Origin of the sequence: Pseudoduganella sp. S-14 (genome assembly GCF_049913285.1) — a bacterium.
Lineage (GTDB): Bacteria > Pseudomonadota > Gammaproteobacteria > Burkholderiales > Burkholderiaceae_D > Rugamonas.
The window spans coordinates 4,684,813-4,701,771 of sequence record NZ_CP183991.1; the positions used below are offsets into that span (position 1 = coordinate 4,684,813).

At 58.7% G+C, this 16,959-nt stretch carries 15 protein-coding genes and 2 tRNA genes; 3 read left to right on the forward strand and 14 right to left on the reverse strand.

Features of this window, described 5'->3' with window-relative positions; translation table 11 throughout:
- Positions 1-12: 12 nt before the first annotated feature.
- Positions 13-906, reverse strand: coding sequence for a hypothetical protein (locus ACN9MZ_RS21480; RefSeq protein WP_426338938.1), 894 nt, complete (start codon positions 904-906; stop codon positions 13-15).
- A 102-nt stretch (positions 907-1,008) separates the two neighbouring features.
- Here ACN9MZ_RS21480 and ACN9MZ_RS21485 point away from each other — a divergent pair, with 102 nt between their 5' ends.
- Positions 1,009-1,626 (forward strand): TetR/AcrR family transcriptional regulator, encoded by a 618-nt coding sequence (locus tag ACN9MZ_RS21485; protein ID WP_426338939.1) that lies wholly within the window; start codon positions 1,009-1,011, stop codon positions 1,624-1,626.
- Entirely contained in the window at positions 1,623-2,477 is an 855-nt protein-coding gene (locus ACN9MZ_RS21490) for an alpha/beta fold hydrolase (protein WP_426338940.1), read from the forward strand. The genes ACN9MZ_RS21485 and ACN9MZ_RS21490 overlap by 4 nt, the downstream gene beginning before the upstream one ends.
- 83 nt (positions 2,478-2,560) lie before the next feature.
- Here ACN9MZ_RS21490 and ACN9MZ_RS21495 read toward each other — a convergent pair whose 3' ends face one another.
- The 5 genes from ACN9MZ_RS21495 to ACN9MZ_RS21515 all read right to left on the reverse strand — a co-directional run bounded on the left by ACN9MZ_RS21495 (position 2,561) and on the right by ACN9MZ_RS21515 (position 6,074).
- Positions 2,561-2,878: a hypothetical protein gene (locus tag ACN9MZ_RS21495; protein WP_426338941.1), complete on the reverse strand. Its 318-nt coding sequence runs from the start codon at positions 2,876-2,878 to the stop codon at positions 2,561-2,563.
- 44 nt (positions 2,879-2,922) lie between these two features.
- Positions 2,923-3,168 (reverse strand): hypothetical protein, encoded by a 246-nt coding sequence (locus ACN9MZ_RS21500; RefSeq protein WP_426338942.1) that lies wholly within the window; start codon positions 3,166-3,168, stop codon positions 2,923-2,925.
- Between the two features lie 61 nt (positions 3,169-3,229).
- A tRNA-Asn gene (locus ACN9MZ_RS21505) sits at positions 3,230-3,305 on the reverse strand.
- A 58-nt stretch (positions 3,306-3,363) separates the two neighbouring features.
- The gene (locus ACN9MZ_RS21510) at positions 3,364-5,547 is read right to left on the reverse strand and encodes a TonB-dependent receptor (RefSeq protein WP_426338943.1); all 2,184 of its coding nucleotides are present in this window, start codon (positions 5,545-5,547) and stop codon (positions 3,364-3,366) included.
- Positions 5,548-5,654: 107 nt separating this feature from the next.
- Entirely contained in the window at positions 5,655-6,074 is a 420-nt protein-coding gene (locus tag ACN9MZ_RS21515; protein ID WP_426338944.1) for a cupin domain-containing protein, read from the reverse strand.
- A gap of 656 nt (positions 6,075-6,730) precedes the next feature.
- Here ACN9MZ_RS21515 and ACN9MZ_RS21520 point away from each other — a divergent pair.
- The gene (locus tag ACN9MZ_RS21520; protein ID WP_426338945.1) at positions 6,731-9,640 is read left to right on the forward strand and encodes a TonB-dependent receptor plug domain-containing protein; all 2,910 of its coding nucleotides are present in this window, start codon (positions 6,731-6,733) and stop codon (positions 9,638-9,640) included.
- Between the two features lie 89 nt (positions 9,641-9,729).
- Here the strand turns inward: ACN9MZ_RS21520 and ACN9MZ_RS21525 are convergent, their stop codons facing one another.
- The 8 genes from ACN9MZ_RS21525 to ACN9MZ_RS21560 form a co-directional block, all read right to left on the reverse strand.
- Positions 9,730-9,930: a hypothetical protein gene (locus ACN9MZ_RS21525; protein WP_426338946.1), complete on the reverse strand. Its 201-nt coding sequence runs from the start codon at positions 9,928-9,930 to the stop codon at positions 9,730-9,732.
- Between the two features lie 69 nt (positions 9,931-9,999).
- Entirely contained in the window at positions 10,000-11,364 is a 1,365-nt protein-coding gene (locus ACN9MZ_RS21530) for an HD-GYP domain-containing protein (RefSeq protein WP_426338947.1), read from the reverse strand.
- Between the two features lie 429 nt (positions 11,365-11,793).
- A protein-coding gene (locus tag ACN9MZ_RS21535) for an IS3 family transposase (protein WP_426338948.1) occupies positions 11,794-13,043 on the reverse strand; the annotation gives its coding sequence in 2 pieces (ribosomal slippage) (positions 11,794-12,758 and positions 12,758-13,043; 1,251 coding nt in all).
- Positions 13,044-13,071: 28 nt separating this feature from the next.
- Entirely contained in the window at positions 13,072-14,010 is a 939-nt protein-coding gene (locus ACN9MZ_RS21540; protein ID WP_426338949.1) for an alpha/beta fold hydrolase, read from the reverse strand.
- Between the two features lie 430 nt (positions 14,011-14,440).
- A tRNA-Asn gene (locus ACN9MZ_RS21545) sits at positions 14,441-14,516 on the reverse strand.
- A 52-nt stretch (positions 14,517-14,568) separates the two neighbouring features.
- Positions 14,569-15,258 (reverse strand): DUF3334 family protein, encoded by a 690-nt coding sequence (locus tag ACN9MZ_RS21550; protein WP_426163044.1) that lies wholly within the window; start codon positions 15,256-15,258, stop codon positions 14,569-14,571.
- Positions 15,259-15,403: 145 nt separating this feature from the next.
- The gene (locus tag ACN9MZ_RS21555; protein ID WP_426338950.1) at positions 15,404-15,700 is read right to left on the reverse strand and encodes a glycoside hydrolase family 95-like protein; all 297 of its coding nucleotides are present in this window, start codon (positions 15,698-15,700) and stop codon (positions 15,404-15,406) included.
- Positions 15,701-15,813: 113 nt separating this feature from the next.
- Entirely contained in the window at positions 15,814-16,863 is a 1,050-nt protein-coding gene (locus tag ACN9MZ_RS21560) for a pectate lyase family protein (protein ID WP_426338951.1), read from the reverse strand.
- Positions 16,864-16,959: the final 96 nt, after the last annotated feature.

Genomic DNA, 16,959 nt, shown 5'->3' on the forward strand with positions numbered 1-16,959 from the left:
TTGCGATCGTGCCTATCGCTTGCCTGCCGGCTCCTGCGGCCGATACCACAACTCGCTACGTGCCAGCGGCGTTTGCGGCGGCAGGTCGGGATTGGGAATGCGGAACAGGCGGCGCCGCGCCAGGCCGGAACGCTTGATCAGCGGCCCCTTGTAGGTCATGAACAGCGCCTGCAGCGAACCATCCTGCACCATCGCCTCCAGCCCAGCTTCCAGCCGGTTCGCCAGCGCCTCCCCTTCCGCATCGCGGCGCGTGAAGAAGTAGCGCGCCAGCGGATAGTAAAGCGCGAGGTCGGGCTCCACCTCGAAGCTGAAGCGCTTGTGCCACCCGTCGTATTCGCTCAAGGCTTCGTCGACGGAACGTGACAGGGCATCGAAGCGCTTGACTTCCAACATGGAGAACAAACCGTCGTAGTTATTTCCCTCCACCACCTTGAAGCCAGCGGCCTGCAGGATGCCGACATCGACCCAGCCTTTGCCTTGGCCAATGCTAAATCGATGCAGCTGGTCTAGCGACTTGACCTCGGCGAACCGCGGCAAGTCCTCGTGGCGCACCAAGAGCAAGCGGTAGCCGATCAGGCCGCGATCAACCGGAATGCGCACCGGACGAAATTGCTGCTCCAGTTGCGCCGACGTGGCCCGCACAAAAAGATTGATCGAGCCTGGTCCTGCAGCTTCGGTCGTCACCCGTGCCGGCGACATGAATTGGCTGGCCTGGCGCAACTCGTAGGGCCCGAACCTGGCGCGGGTCTTCTCGAGCGCCGTGCGCAACACCTCCCAGTCATACAGGTAACGGCTGTCATGCTCGGACTCCGGTCGCGGATAGACAACCTGCTGCGGTGCCTTGGCGGGATTTGCAGCCGCCGGCTGCGTGGTCGACAAGGCCAGGAATAGCAGGCTCAAAAACATGGCGCGTCTCGTACGCCGGGTCCTGGTCTTTTTCATGCTAGTGAGCTTAACCCGAAACGAAGAATCTTGACTAGAATTCCGTTCTAGAACAATATTCTAGACATGACCCAAGCCGACCGAAAATCAGCCATCCTGTCCGCCGCCCTTGCCGTGTTTTCCGAAAAAGGCATCGAGGCCACGTCGATCGACGACATCCGCCAGCGCAGCCAGGCGTCGGTGGGCAGCATCTATCACCATTTCGGCAACAAGGAAGGCATTGCCGCCGCGCTGTTTGCACAAGGGCTGGACGGCTACTGGCAGCAGATCAAAGCCAACGTGGCCCGGGCCAGTAACGCCGAATTCGCCATCCATGCCATCGTCAGCACCCACCTGAACTGGATCGTGGAGCAACCGGACATGGCGCGCTTCCTGTTCGCCCGCCGCCAGGCCGTGAGCGCCGAACATGACGATGCCATCCGCCAGCGCACGGCGAGTCATTTCAAGGAGGTGTTCGAGAAGCTGAAGCCATGGTTCAAGCAGGGCGTGCTGCGCCGGATGCCCATCGAACTGTACGGCCCCCTGCTGCTCGGCCCATCGCAGGAGCTGGCGCGCAACTGGCTGGGCGGGCGCGTCGGCCTCAATCCGCTTCATGCTATTGATGAATTGAGCAGCGCCGCCTGGCGCACGCTTGCCACCAATCCCTCCCACACCGGCGTCGCCTACGGAGGATCAAAACGATGAGCGCCACCCGCCTCACGCTGCAAGCCCAGGACGGCCAGCAACTGGCCGCCTACCGCCACGATCCGCCGCACCCAGCCCGCGCCCAGGTGGTGATCGCCCCCGGCATGGCGATTCCCCAAGGCTTCTACACCGCTTTCGCCACCTTCCTGGCGGGACTGGGTTACCGTGTATGGACCTTCGATTACCGCGGCATGGGCGAGTCCCGCGCAGGACCGCTGCGCCGCTGCAAGGCCGACATCACGACCTGGATTGCGCTCGACCTCGAATCCGTCGTGCAGCACGCCGCGCGGCATGACGCCGCGCTTCCCCTGTTCTTGCTCGGCCACAGCCTGGGAGGACAGACCGCGCCACTGCTGCCGTCCATCGGCAAGGTAGCAGGCCTGATCAACATCGCCGTTGGCAGCGGCGCCACGCGCCACAACCAGCCGCGCATCCAGCGTACCGCGCCGTTGCTGTGGCACGTCCTGACGCCGCTGTTATGCAGGGTGCTCGGCTACTTCCCAGGCAAGCGGTTGGGCATCCTCGGCGACATTCCGCGCGGCGCAATGATGCAGTGGCGCCGCTGGTGCCTCACGCCGGATTACCTGCTCACTGGGGAACCCGGTGCGCGTGAAGCCTATGCCAGCGCCAGCTTCCCGGTACTCGGCCTTACTTTCAGCGACGACGAACTGTTGCGCGAATCGGGCTCGCGCATGCTGCATGAGGCATACACCAGCGCAATAGTTGACTACCGCGTGCTCAATCCAGGTAGCTTCAACCAGGAACGCATCGGCCACTTTGGTTTCTTCCGCCCGCACCAGGAAAAAGTCCTGTGGCCGCTGGTCGGCGAGTGGCTCGACCAGCATTGCTGATCACCGGGCCAGTACGCCCGGCAGGGCAGCCTCCATCGCAGCTTCAAGTACGTTGCGGACATTCCGGAGCTTGTCCGCGCCAGTCATCTTGTTGAGGGTATCCTTGCCTGAAGAATCGGCCGACGGACGGGCGATGACGAAGACTGCCTCGCCGTACCTTCGCCAACCACTTTCAGCGAATCGGCCTCCACCAGGCGCACCCGCACATAGGTGAAGGGCGCAACCATGCCGCGCGACCGCGTGTCGTCGACATAAAAGCCCAGCCCCTCAAGGACACCGCTGCCTTCCGCTGTGTCGACCAGCTTGATCGCAGCAATGCCGCGGAATTTGCTGATAACACTGGGAGGCCGACGAGGCATCAGTTGAGCCAGTTGCGTCCCCGCGCAAACAAGGCCGCCCATGGCTAGATCATCCCCTTCCCATAATAGGCGCCAACATCGGTGCTTTATTGACCAACGCAAATGATCTTGGTCGTGTACTCGTGGGCAGCCGATTTCTTCCTGGTGGCCCAGGCCACCGCTTCCTGCGCCTGGGACATCGTCATCACCGTAGCCTTGTCTTTGTTCTTGATGAAGGAAACCCCTTCGAACACGCCTTCTTTACTGCGCATGACCCTGGCGAAGACCGGCGGCTTTTCCGGGGCGTTGATCTTATTTTGTTGAACCAGGTATCGCTGATCGCTGTTTTCCATTTCCGCACCCCGAAAAGCAAAGAGCCCAACCGGTAACGGCTGGGCTCTTTGCATGAAATTCTGGCTCCCCGACCTGGACTCGAACCAGGGACCTGCGGATTAACAGTCCGTCGCTCTACCGACTGAGCTATCAGGGAAAAGAGGCCGCATTATATCGGCCTATTTTGGGGCTGGCAAGTGCCAGCCCCAAAAAGTTTAGAACGAACCTTTGAACTGCACGCCAAACTGACGTGGCTCGTTGACGAAGCCGGTCAGGTTGTTGAAGTCGATGGCGCCGGTGACGCGGCGCTGGTCGGTGATGTTGCGTGCGAACGCTGCGACTTCGTACTTGCCGCCGGCCCAGTTGTAGCCCACGCGCAGGCCGCCTTCGGTCAGCGGAGCGCCGGTGAATTCAACGGCTTCGTACAGGAAGAAGTTCACCTTCGAACGGTAGGACCAGTCGGTCACCACGAACAGGTTGCCTTCTGCCAGCGGGTAGTTGTAGCGCGCGTTCAGGTTGATGATCCACTTCGGAGCCTGCGGCAGCGCGTTGCCGTCGATGACCACGCGGCCGGACGAGTTGATCGGGTCCAGGATGGTGCACTGCGCGCACTTGTTCACGGACAGCGAAGGATCGCGGATCTCGGTGAAGTTGTACGAAGCGCTGGCGGACATCTTGAAGTCGTTGGTGATGAAGCCTTCGATTTCGCCTTCGATACCACGGCCCTTGGTCTTGGCAGCGTTAATCAGCTTGGTGACGTTGGAGTTGCCGCCAACAACGGTCAGCTGCTGGTTCTTCACGTCGTAGTCGTACACGCTCAGGGTTGCGCGTGCGCGGCGGTTCCACAGGTCGGCCTTCACGCCGGCTTCGATCGAAGTGATGGTTTCGGCGTCGGCCACGGTGATCGGCACCGCGGTGGAAGCGGCAGCAATCGATGGAGCGCGGAAGCCGGTTGCGTAGCGGGCATACAGGCTGACGTCGTTGTTCAGCTTATAGGTGCCGCTCAGGTCCCAGTTGAACTTGTCCTTGGATTCGGAAACCGATTTAGGACCAACCAGCGTGGTGCCGGTGGTTTCCAGGGTGTCGAAGTCCTTCTTGTCCTCGGTGTAACGCAGGCCACCGCGCACGGTGAACGCGTCGTTCACGGCGTAGTTCACCGAACCGAACAGGGCCCAGGCTTCATTCTTCTGCTGCGATTTCACGCGCGAGGTGCGGTCGCCGGCAACGTTGAAGTTATCCTGGCCTGCCACTGCCTTCTCGTCGAAGTAGTACACGCCTGCCTGCCAGTTCATCGGGCCGGTGTACTTGGACTCTACGCGGAACTCTTGCGAGTACTGCTTGATGTCCGGTACGAAGGCTGCGGTGGCAACCTGGAACGGCACTGCTGGCGCATCGCCTGGATTGCCGCCGTCGATGTCGCCGCGCGAGTTGTAGCGGGCCACGGTTTCGTAACCGGTGATCGAATACAGCTTGTGTGCGCCCAGGTCCCAGCTCATGCGCACATTGGCGCCCTGGGTTTTCAGTTCCTGGTCTTCGCGGCCGTTGATGGCGATGCGCTCAGGATCGAAGCCGTCGACGAAGGTGTTGGAACCCTTCTTGATGATGTTGGCGCGGAACAGGCGCGAGCTGCCGGTGGTCTGGCGCTGGTGCACGTTGAACAGGGCGTTGAACACGCCGTTCGGCTGGTACAGTACCTGCACGCGTTCTGCGTGCTCGTTGTAGCCTTCCAGCGCATCCGGCTGGCCGGTGTAGGTGTTGGTGACGAAGTCGTCGCGGTGCTGGCGCAGGGTCGATACGCGCAGTGCCCACTCTTTCGACAGCGGCACGTTGGCAGCAGCTTCGATGTTGGCGGTAGCGTCGGTAGCGTAGGAAACGTTGTAGAAACCTTCCACGCCACGCAGGCTTGGCTTGGCCGATTCGAACTTGACCACGCCGGCCGGGGTGTTGCGGCCGAACAGGGTGCCTTGCGGACCGCGCAGAACTTCCACGTTGGCCAGGTCGAACATCGGGTAACCCTTCAGGATCGGGTTTTCCTGCACCACGTCGTCATAGATCAGCGAAACCGGCTGCGAGGCGAACACCGCGAAGTCGGCGTTGCCGTAGCCACGGATGTAGAAGCGTGGGAAGACACGGCCGGTCGACGATTCGACGTTCAGCGATGGGGTCTTGCCTGCCAGGACGCGGATATCCTGACCGCCGGACAACAGGATGTCCAGCTTTTCAGCCTTGATCGAGGACACGGAAACCGGCACGTCGCGGATATTCTCGGCGCGGCGCTGCGCGGTAACGGTCACTACTTCCATTTGGCCGGCTGGGGCCTGGGCTGCTTCCTGGGCCATGGCAGCCATCTGCATCGTAGCGAGGCTTACCAGCACGTGCATCTTGGACAACTTCATCATGTTCTTTCCTTGTGGGCGGTTTGATGGATGTCCCCTATTCTCCCCACAGGTTGCGGTCTGTCGCCGCAAAATAGCGCGCATTATATACCTACTATAACTTTTGAACACTACTCCTTGACTGTCAATGTGCTACCAGTGACGCCCGCATAGAACACTACCAGTCTGGCCGGGCCCTTGCCCACATTGCGCCCGTTGTGCAGGGTATTGACCACTTCGGCCAGCGCCTGCCCAGCCAGCACGCGCTTGACGCTGCCGTCTTTCAGGCTCACTTCCAGCTCCCCTTCCAGCAGGTAGCCAAACGATGGCACGGGATGCAGGTGCCAGCCGGTCTCGCCGCCGGGCGCGATCTCCACCAGCAGTGCTGTGACCTCCGCCTGCCCGCTCGGGTAGGCCAGCGCGGCGCCATTCCAGCTCGATGGCGACTGCAGCAGCTTGGTCACTTTGACGGAAGCACTCTGTTCCAGCGCAACAGCAGGCTGGGACGCGAACAAGGCGAGCACGGCAACGGCAATGGCAAAAGTTTTCATGGCTGACTCCGGTTGGGTTATGACGCATGATAGACGCAGCTCAAAGTCCGATCAAACGGGCCTTCTGGGCAGGCTTAATCTCTGCAACAAACAGGTGATTTTACGAACTCGCGAGGAATTATCACGAAAAACTCCCGCAAGAATGAGCCATGCTTCGGGCGCATCGCTGACCCTCGACACTACCCGTCGTCCGCTGTATATAACGGGTGCGTCGCCAAAATCGCAGAGGCCGGCGCTCAGTTGAGGCCCCTGCCCATGTCGCCCTGGACAAGCAGCACCACTGCGATGCTCGACTCAAGCTGCCAGCAGGACCGTATAAAAACCCGCGCGCCTATGATTGAGGAGATCACGGATAAGTCACGCTACCTGAACGGCCAAAGTGATCTCCAGATCAGCAACGCTAAGGAAATTAATACTTGCCGAATGACAATAGTTGCCGCCTGCAACTGTTTGCCCGCTACAAAAATCGTAAGCAATCACAGGAAGAACCTTTTGCTTTGACCAAAAAACAACTATTCCGGCAAAAATAATTGCCTTACGGATATCAAAACCTATCAAAATATCACGGCCTCTGCGATAGTGAGCGCCATATCACAACCCAATAAGTGATAGCCACAAGGCACTGGTGATCAAGTAAACCGATAGGGAGAAATGTTTTGACTAAGCAACTCGTACTGAAACAAGGCGCGTTGGCTGTACTGCTGGCATTCAGCGGTGCGGACTATGCACTGGCGCAACAAGCAGCCAGCCCAGCGCCTACCACCGTGTACGTCACGGGTTCCAACCTGAAGCGCACCGCCAAGGAAAGCACCAACGTTGTACAAGTCCTGACCGCGCAAGACATCAAGAATACTGGCGCACAGTCCGTCCAGGAACTGATGAAGACCATCCCGGCGGTGGGCTCCGACAACAACTTCGACGTGACCGACGGCGGCTTCTCGCGCGGCGCATCGACTGTTTCGCTGCGCAACCTGAGCTCAACCTCGACGCTGGTGCTGCTGAACGGCCGCCGCGTCGTGATCGGCGCTTACGCCGACCCGAACGACGGTAACTCCTCGCTGTACGACCTGAACAGTATTCCGGTCTCTGCGCTGGAACGTGTGGAAATCCTGAAAGAAGGCGCATCGGCAATTTACGGCTCCGACGCTGTTGCCGGCGTTATCAACTTCATCACCAAGACCAATTATCAAGGCGTGGAAGTTTCGGCCCGCGCCGGCGCCAATGACGACGGCAAGTTTGGCCGCCAGGGCATCAACCTGGTTGTCGGTAAAGGCGATCTGGCCACTGACGGCTACAATATCTTCGCCACCCTCGATGTAGCGCACCGCGATCGCACTCGCCGTGACGAAGCACGCGACATCGAGTGGGATACTTACCAGACCCTGAACAACCGCTATGCCACCCCGTTCGGCAGCACCATTTCAGCTTCCCCGGTATTCTATAAGGAAACCAAGCCAGGTTCGAAGAACTTCGGTGTGACCCAAGCCACGCGCGACACGAACATGCGCATTACGCTGAACTGCGATCCATCCCAGCAGATTACCGGCACCCCTGCCACGGGCCTGCCTAGCACTTCGGTGTTCATGAACCGCAAGTTCTGCAACTTCGATCTGCTGCAATACCTGGAAGCACAGTCGGCCGGTAAAGATACCAACCTGATGAGCCGCGGCGAAATCCGCATCAACGACAACTGGTCCGCATTTGCTGAAGTAGCATTCAGCCGCTCCGAGCGCACCTATACCGGCACCACCGGTCCGCGTACCTTGGGCCAGACCCAGACCACCAACTTCACTCAGGTTGGCATCGCCGATCCATTCCAGGCAATCCTCGAAATCGGCCACCCGGACAATCCATTCCCGAACGCTCGCGCCTCCGTAGGTTACCGCTTCGAAAACCTGCCAGCCGGCAATAACAATACCAATGATTACCTGCGCGCGCTCGCTGGCGTACGTGGTTCGGCCATGGGTTGGGACATCGAATCCGCATTGCTGTGGAACGAGGCTCGCCGCAAGGACACTTCCTTGGGTCAACTGTACCTGCCAACTCTGCGCAAGCTGAACACTGGCACCACCCTGGCGCAATTGGCTGCCGACCCGACCTTGAGCCGCGACGTCACGTCCAAAAACTCCTCGTCCTTCACCCAGATCGATCTGCGCGCCAACCGCGAATTCGGCCCTGAACTGCCTGGCGGCAAAATGGCAGTAGCACTCGGTGGCGAATACCGCAAGGAGAAAATGGACCTGAATCCGGATGAACTGCTCGCAACCGGCAACATCCTGGGCCTGTCCAATACCGTGCTGCACGGCCAGCGCGACGTCAAATCGTTCTACACCGAGTTCCGTGCACCGGTGCTTAAAACACTGGAACTGAGCGCTGCGGGCCGTATCGACAAGTTCGAGAAACTGGAAACCAGCCGCGTGCCGCAGTTCGGCATCAAGTGGACCCCTGTCGAACAGTTCGCCGTGCGGGGTGCTTACAGCCGTGGCTTCCGCGCTCCTGCGCTGAACCAGGTAACCCCGGGCGGCGCACAGTTCTTCCTGCGTAACCTGTTCGATCCGAAGCGCTGCGAAGTAGACGAGAAAACCGCAAAACCAAATGCGTTCCCAACCGACTGCCAAAAATCCGCAGCCGGCACCGGTGGTTTCAACCCGGACCTGAAGCCCGAGAAATCCAAGTCTTACACTCTGGGCCTGATCCTGGCGCCGCTGTCCAACGTCGGCATCACTATCGACTACTTCCGTATCCGCAAGGAAGGCGAAGTGATTCTGGGCACCGCGTCCGAAGCGCTGAAACATGAAGACCGCAATCCAGACAGCATCGTTCGTGACACCAATCCGGCTAACTTTGTGACTGACGCCAACGGCAATCCGATCCCTGGCACTGGCCCGCTGCTGATGGTCAAAGAACCTTGGCTGAACCAAGGCGCGAAAGATATCAAGGGTATCGATTTCGACGCGACCATCACCAACAAGCTGGACTCGTGGGGCAGCCTGCTGACCAAGTTCTCCGGTACCTACACGCACTCGTACAAAATTGCCCAGCACCCAGGCGACATCGAGCACAATGTGGTTGGCAAGGATCCAGGTCTGTGGGACTGGAACCTGAGCAACAACACCCGCGTGCCACGCTTCAAAGGCTACCTATCGACCACTTGGCGCTTCGCTGACGTTCACTCGATCAACGCATCGATCCAGTACGTCGGTCCGATTTCGCTGATGCGCCAGTATGACGCCGATACCACCTACGCCGCACCGTTCTGCCACTACGGTGCCAAGAAGCCGACCGATGCCGCACCGAACCGCGACCCGAACGTGCCGCTGTATGAAGCCTACTTCCCGAAATGCCAGATCAACAGCTGGACTACCGTCGGCCTAGGCTACACCTACACCGGCATCCAGAACTTGACCTTGTCGGTGAACATCAAGAACCTGTTCGACGAAAAGGCGCCATACGTTCCGAACTCGGGCCTGGATTCGACCAGCTTCTACCCGCTGGGCGGCTACTCTGAGCAGCTGCATAGCAACCAGGGTCGCTACTTCAACCTGAACGCAACCTATCGCTTCTGAGCGAAATTGCTGCCGCCCTCACGGGCGGCACAATACAAAAAGGCTTTGCGAGCGATCGCAAAGCCTTTTTGTTTCAGCACCAAGTCGGTTCAGGCCAGCGCTTCCTTTGCCGCATCTTCCGGCGTCAGGCCGTCGTAGAACAGGTCCGTAAACCATTCAATCTGTTCTTCAATATGATCCTGGGCCTGCTCCACCGTGGCGCCGCCCTTGACCAGGAATCCTTCCACCTCGATACACCACTGGATCAGTTCCAAGGTTTCCGGATCGAGTTCTTCTTTCTTTTTTGCCATTTCATCTCCTGCGCAAAGCAAAAAAGCCCAACCGAATGGCCGGGCTTTTCAGTCAGGCCATTTTACCACTCATGCCCGCATGAGGCGCCGGTCAGCGGCAGTCTGCGCGCTTATGCCATGCAGCGCGACTGTGAGTCGCCGCGCCGGTTCGACAATACCTTCGTCGTTATCGAGCAGGTTGATCAGCGATGCCAGTACCATTTTCTCGTCCGGCGATTCCGCCTGCAATGCAAGGTCGCGCGCGATGTCGCGCAAGCGCCATTGCAGCTCCCTGCTGGCCACGTCTTTTTCGAATAGAAGAGGGCCGTCGGACGCCGCACCAAATGGCATCGGCTGCAGGTAGCCATCCAGGCCGGTACTGACAAAGGCGCGCTGGATCTTGCGCACGCGTTCCTGGGTTGCGTGCAGCAGTTTGCAAATACGGTCGGATTTCGCCGCTGGGCCATCGATCAAGCGCGCACCAAGGTTGAGGATGGCTCCAATGCGTGCATACAAACCCGGCACGCTTTCACCGCCGCGCCAGGCCGCCTCCGGCACTACCACGCCATGCGGGCACTGGCGCAAAGCGCCTGAGACCGCGGCCAGCAATTCCGGCGCCTGTTCACCCGGCACGATTTTCAGCGCCAGCTCCGCGCGTTCCAGCGCGTTGTCTTTCAGCAGCAGGCCTGCAATCATTTCGGCCACGGCTACCGCCTGGCCGGGACCACTCAACTGCTGGCCGCCGACCTGCCGCGGATAGCCCGTGCCATCGAAACGCTCATGGTGCTCAGCCACCGCGCGCCCGACTGAAGGCGGGAACGACTCCAGCTGGTCGATCAGCATCTGGCCCGTGCGCGGATGTATCACGATGTGCGCCCACTCATGTGGCTGCAGCCGCTTGCCGCGAGCCAGGAAGCGAGGATCGACATACAGTTCGCCGATATCGTGCAGCAGGCCGGCCAGTCCGGCCGCCAGTTGATCCTGTTCATTTAGCCGCAAGGTCTTGGCCATGCAGATGGACAGCATGCTGACCAACACTGCATGTTCAAGCGAAGGGCCGCCAGCTTTGTCCGACGCGGTCAACATCAGCGCCATCGCATTGCCGAACTCCATCTGCCCCAAGACCTGCAGGGGCGACGCGCCATCGGCCGGCACGCTGCGCAGCAAACTGGCAATCGGTGCACTGACATCCGCCAGCCGCTCCGCCACTTGCGCCACCGCCCGTGAATCCACGCCATCGGCGATGCGGATCGAAGCTTCGAAGGGACGCATCAACTTATGTGCAATCAGTTTTTCGCGCAAGGCGCGCGTGACGCGCGTGCCCTTCGACACCAGCTTCACGCCGCGCACATCGAGGATGTCGACAATCACTTCGACTGACATCTGCTCGGCAACATACATCACCTTGTCCAGGTAATGGGCGTTAACTGAGGCGTTAATGGGCGTGGGCTTCATGTCAATTTTCAAATCGTCAAACTTCACAAACTATCGTATCACAAGTTTCCATATGGAACTACTTGTTTCTTTTTGATAATTTTAAATGTTTGCAGATTGAAACGACGAGCAAGAAAATGCCACCTGGGCAAGAAGAAACCCGGTCAGGGTTAGGGCTGGGTTTTGTGGCCGGTTTCTAGCAACCCGCCTGGCACGCTGCAGGAATTGTCGCCCGAGATGCACAAAAGCGTTCAAACCCTACTTTACCGACCCGTTGCCACCTTCGGACAGCAGAGGCCAAACAAACTCATTATTATTTACTGGACCTGACGGAGTACATCGACTATAGCTTGTGTCACAGCGTCAGGATCGTCAGCCTGGATATTATGTGATGCTCCGGAAACCGTACGCTAAAGTGGACCCATCAGTCAAGACACTTTGTCGCTTAGTTTAAGCTGTGCCCATTTCCAACGTCACAGCTGCACGGCGCTGCCCCGCAATACCAGAATTTTCCTGCTCGCCTTCACCATCGCCAAATTTATCTACGATCAGCGCACCGCCACCGATCCCCGACTTGTAGACGCTATCCGGCGTTTCATAACCCAGCGCCTGATGCGGGCGCTCCGCGTTGTAGAATGCAAAATACTGCGCCAGGCCGACCATCAGCTCCGCCATGTTGGCATACCCTTTCAGGTACACGTCCTCGTACTTCACGTTGCGCCACAGGCGCTCCACGAAGATGTTGTCCAGCGCCCGCCCGCGGCCGTCCATGCTGATCGCCACGCCTTCGCGTTTCAGCACACCAGTGAAGGCTGTGCTGGTGAACTGCGATCCCTGATCGCTGTTAAACACTTCAGGCCTGCCGTAGTGGCGCAGCGCATCCTCCAGGCAGTCCACGCAGAACGACGCGTCCATGCTGTTGCTGATGCGCCAGGACAGCACCTTGCGGCTGTACCAGTCAATCACCGCTACCAGGTAGGCGAAGCCCCGGGCCAGCCTGATATACGTCAGGTCTGTGCTCCACACCTGGTTTGGTCGCGTGACCGCCACGCCGCGCAGCAGATACGGATAAACCTTGTGCTCCGGATGCGGCTTGCTCGTCTCCGGCCCTGGCGCCATGCCGGCCAGACCCATTTCGCGCATCAGGCGCTGCACGCGCTTGCGATTGACGCAGTAACCACGCCTTCGTAGGAACACCACCATGCGCCGGCTGCCATAGAACGGCCGGTTCGTGTACTCCTCGTCGATCAGGCCTCGCAACTGGCTATCCTCTTCGGTCAGACTTTGCTCACGCACCGCAGCTTCCATTCGTCGATAGACCGAAGAGCGCGAAATGCTTGCCAGCTCGCACTGCATCGTCAGTGGCATCTCGTCGTCCCGCTCGATCCATCGCGCCCGCTCCGCCGGACTCATTCCCCTAGCTTTTTTTTAAGCCAATCCACCTGCATCTTCAACTTGCCAATCTCGCTATACAGCTTGTCCTCGGGGCTGCTTTCATCGACCGGCTTGGGACCGCGCTTGACGTCGAACAGTGCGCCGGCATTCTCCAGGATCTCTTTCTTCCACTGACCGACCAGCACAGGATGTACACCGTACTCCTGCGCGATTTCCGTGACCGTCTTAACCCCGCGCACCGCCTCCAGACCCACCTTGGCCTTGAATTCCGCCGTATGCACCCTGCGTTTTTTACCTTCACTCATTTGCTATCATCCTTTCGCGGACGACAGCTTAAACCACTGTCTCAATTTCGGGGACCACTATACGCTGCTGCCCTCTCGACGACAGTGCAGCCAACTCTTTATGGATTTTCTCGTTTTCGACTTCCAACGCCTTGTTGACAGCGCTTTGTGGCTTTGACGGATCAGCATAAGGGTTTACGCCACGCGTCAGCACCAGTACCGGCAAATCCCCGAATGGCTTCCGCAATGCGCGCAACTGATTATCGCTCGCCTCAGATGCATTAGCCTCGTCAACCCGCGTACGCCAGTAAGTTCTGGTCGACATCGTGGACCTGACTTCCTTGCCCAGCGCGGAGCCAAAGTATTGTTCAGGTTCGCCAACCTCCTCGCTACCGGCCTTGAAACCGTTGTGTGCAGCTTCCAGGCATTGCTGGTCGTGAGCCTTTACCATCGCGTAGATCTTGTCGATGAGGCCTGCCGTCACAGCATTGCTCCGGATGGTTTCATCTTCAGTTTGCGGCTCCACCAGGACCAACCCCTTCACTTCGAGAGGATAGGTGTAGGCGAAAACCTGCACGTTGCCACCGCCAAGGGAGTTCCCAACCAGCAGATACGGTGACCTGATGCCGGCCTTAGACAACGCCTTATGCAAATCCTCGGCAGCGTTTTCTGACGTGTTCGGACGCGGCGCTGGATCACTGAAACCAAAGCCTGCACGATCAAAAATACATGCGCGCGTATATTTAGCAACGTCAGGCTGCACTTTGAACCACGCCCATCCGGCTTCGCCTGCAGGAGCATCAAATAGGACTGTAGTGGTGCCTGTCCCGGTGCAGAACAGATTAATCTTCCTGCCCCCGATATCGACCCGTTGATGTGGTTTTGCAAAGGCGGCAGCAGCGGCAAGTTGGATGGTTCCCGCATAGCTGAAGGAAGGCGCGCATATGGCAATTCCTGCCAGCGTCATGGTGAGACGGATATTGATCATTGCAACCCTTTACTTGCAGAACGATAAGCGGAAATGGTATTTGATTATCGGACACGGTTACACAATCCACAATGAAACGCATGACTGGTGCTGGCGTGAATTGCCTTTGGCGATGCATTCAGTCTCGGGCCCGTGCAGGCTATACAGCTTATTCTTGTCCTTCTGTTTTTGCGCGACGTAGCCAGTTTATCCCGCAAGCCTCCGCGCCTTCCGGTTGTAGTTCGGCGCAGCAACAAGGCAAAGGTGTGCCGCAAATACAGCAGGCTGGCGAACAGGCGCGTTGGCGTGGCCGGTTGGCCTCGGCGACGATGGGAAGTGCGGCGGCTTGGCCAGTCTGGCTAGTCTGGCCAGTGGGTGCGCAAATAGACAGGCCTTAAAACGCAAAAACCCAACCGGGTTAGGGTTGGGTTCTTGGCATGCTACTGAATTCTGGCTCCCCGACCTGGACTCGAACCAGGGACCTGCGGATTAACAGTCCGTCGCTCTACCGACTGAGCTATCAGGGAAAAGAGGCAATATTATAACTGCCGTTCCTGCTTTTGCAAAGCCTATTTTAGATTACATGCCGAGGGATTTCAAAAGCTCGTCTGCATCATCCGACGAGATGGCCTCGGCTGGTGCTGCAGCAGCCTGGGCAGCTTGCTCGCGCTCCAGCAGGGTATCCGGATCTTCGGCCTCGGTCTTCTCGAAATCATGCAATTTAATAAACTCGGTGCGGTCGATCGCCAGTTCGAGGTAGAAGATATTGTTACGCTCGGTGAAGAAGGACACGCGACGCATTTCCGGACGGTCGAGTGGGGTATCCACGCTCAGCGTCACCTGCTTGTTCAGCACCAGCATCTTCGGCTGGTTCTGGGTAATGTTGGTGTGCAGCTCGCTGCGCACCTTGCCGGTGAAATCGCCAACGATCTGGTTCATCAGCTCGCCCATGATGTTCGCCACTTCATCGGAAGTGAAAGAGCTGGCCAGTTCGGATTTCGGCATGCCCATGCTGAGCATGTAGCGCTCGTAAATCTCCATCGCCGCTTCGGCCGAGAAATTCAGCACAACCAGGCCGGTAAAGCCGCCATCGAACAGCACGAAGCAGCCAATATCAGGTTTCAGGCCGACCTTGGTAATACGCTGCACCATGGCCGAGTAGGTAATCCGGCTTTGCGACGCCACGTTCAGCACGCGGGTGACCGACGAGCACAGGGTGGTCAGCAAGTCCTCGGTTCCGTACACCACCCGTTCTTCTTTTGTAATCATTCTTCAAATGCTCCGGATTAAATCTGATAGATAACTTGAAGAATAACTGATTCCACCCCAAAAGCAAAAAAGCTTATGTCCAGTTTGCTAACTTTCAGTCTCATCCTTGCAATATCCAGGCCGCCCGCCCCTTGCCATCCAAGCTTCAAGGAACGCCGTTCGCCACGGTAGCGCACGCTGACGCTTTCGCCCGCCTTGCTGCGCAGCGCCAGGCGCCGCGGGCATGGATGCCGTACGAGCCCCCCTCCGGCCACGCCTTGGGCAGCGCCGCCAATACGTGGATTTCCTCGCCCCAGGATTTCAGGACTATTTCGATGATCCCCGCCGCGCCGCCAAAATTGCCGTCGAAAAGCTCCAAGTCTTCGCGCTTGCCGCGCGCAGTGGCACTCACTGCGGCACCCGCGAGCACTGGAAATACCGCCGCCATGCCGAGCGAGACCATCAGTGCCGCCGCCTGGAATTCACGCCCATCCTCCCTCCCTTCCTTTTAGGATGGGCAAATTATCCTGGTGCCTGGCGGCGGCAAAGCTATGACCTATTTAACGCGAACTATGCCTATTGGGCCAGGTTGGTGCGCGCGCCGGCAGTGGCAATCGCCTTGGCCTTCACGTCTACCCCGGCAATCGGGGTATAGGAATAGCCGGTCGGGCCATAGGACTGGGTGCTGCCCCAGTTGGTAGCATTGACCGCGCCGCTCGGGGTGTCCCAGGTAATGCCGCTGCCAACATAGTTGTTGCGCAGCTCCCAGTAACCGATACGGCTGCTGTCGCGCGACGTAACCGGGTTCTTCACGTTCTCGAAGTAATTGGCTTCGATCAGCGAAATGCCGTCCATGCGCACGTTGATGCCGGACGTTTGCACGTCATTGAAGTAGTTGTTGAAAATGTGGCTCATGCCAAAACGCTGCAATGGCAGGCGCGACTTGACGTGCTCGAAGCGGTTGTTGTGGTAGGTGGTGCGGGCGTTGGCGTTGGCCGTATCGCTGTCGCTGTAGCCGTTCAGGGCCACCTTCTGGTAGTTGTACACGTGGTTGTACGACACCGTGACGTGGTGCGCGCCCTTCTTCATGTCGATGCCGCCATCGAACGACGCATCGCCTGCGCCTGGGCAGGACGTCAGCGAAGCAAAGATGGTGTTGTGGTCGATCCAGATATTGCTTGGCTGGCCGGAGGACATGCCCTCGATCGAAATCGAATCGGCCGCCTCGCCGCCCTGCAGCAGGCCAATCATCATGTTCTGCACAATCACGTTGTGCGCATTGCCGGCAATGTGGATACCGAAGTTCGCGCTCGAATCGCTGGCGCCGATGATGGTGATATTGCTCTTGTTCTTGATCTCCAGCGTCTGCGCCGGCTTCTGCCACTGCGCGCAAACGTCGGTGATGGTGTTGTAATCGAATTTGCCGGTATACCGCAGAACCAGGCCGGAGTTATCGGTGTAGGCGTTGATCTTAGCCTGCGCATCGGCCAGCGTGGCCACATTGACCGGGGTCTTGCTTCCACCGCCAGTGGTGGCGGCGCCATAGCCGACCGGTCCGGCAACTGCAGAGGTGGCTGCCGCGATAGCGGCCGCCAGGAAGACTACCTTGAGTTGATTAACTTTCATGCGCTTGTCTCCTGTGCTTTCTGGTTTGAGGAGCGCCCAGGATGCATTCATTCCAACGGCGCGTCAATTGGCCTGACCAAAATACAACAATCGGAC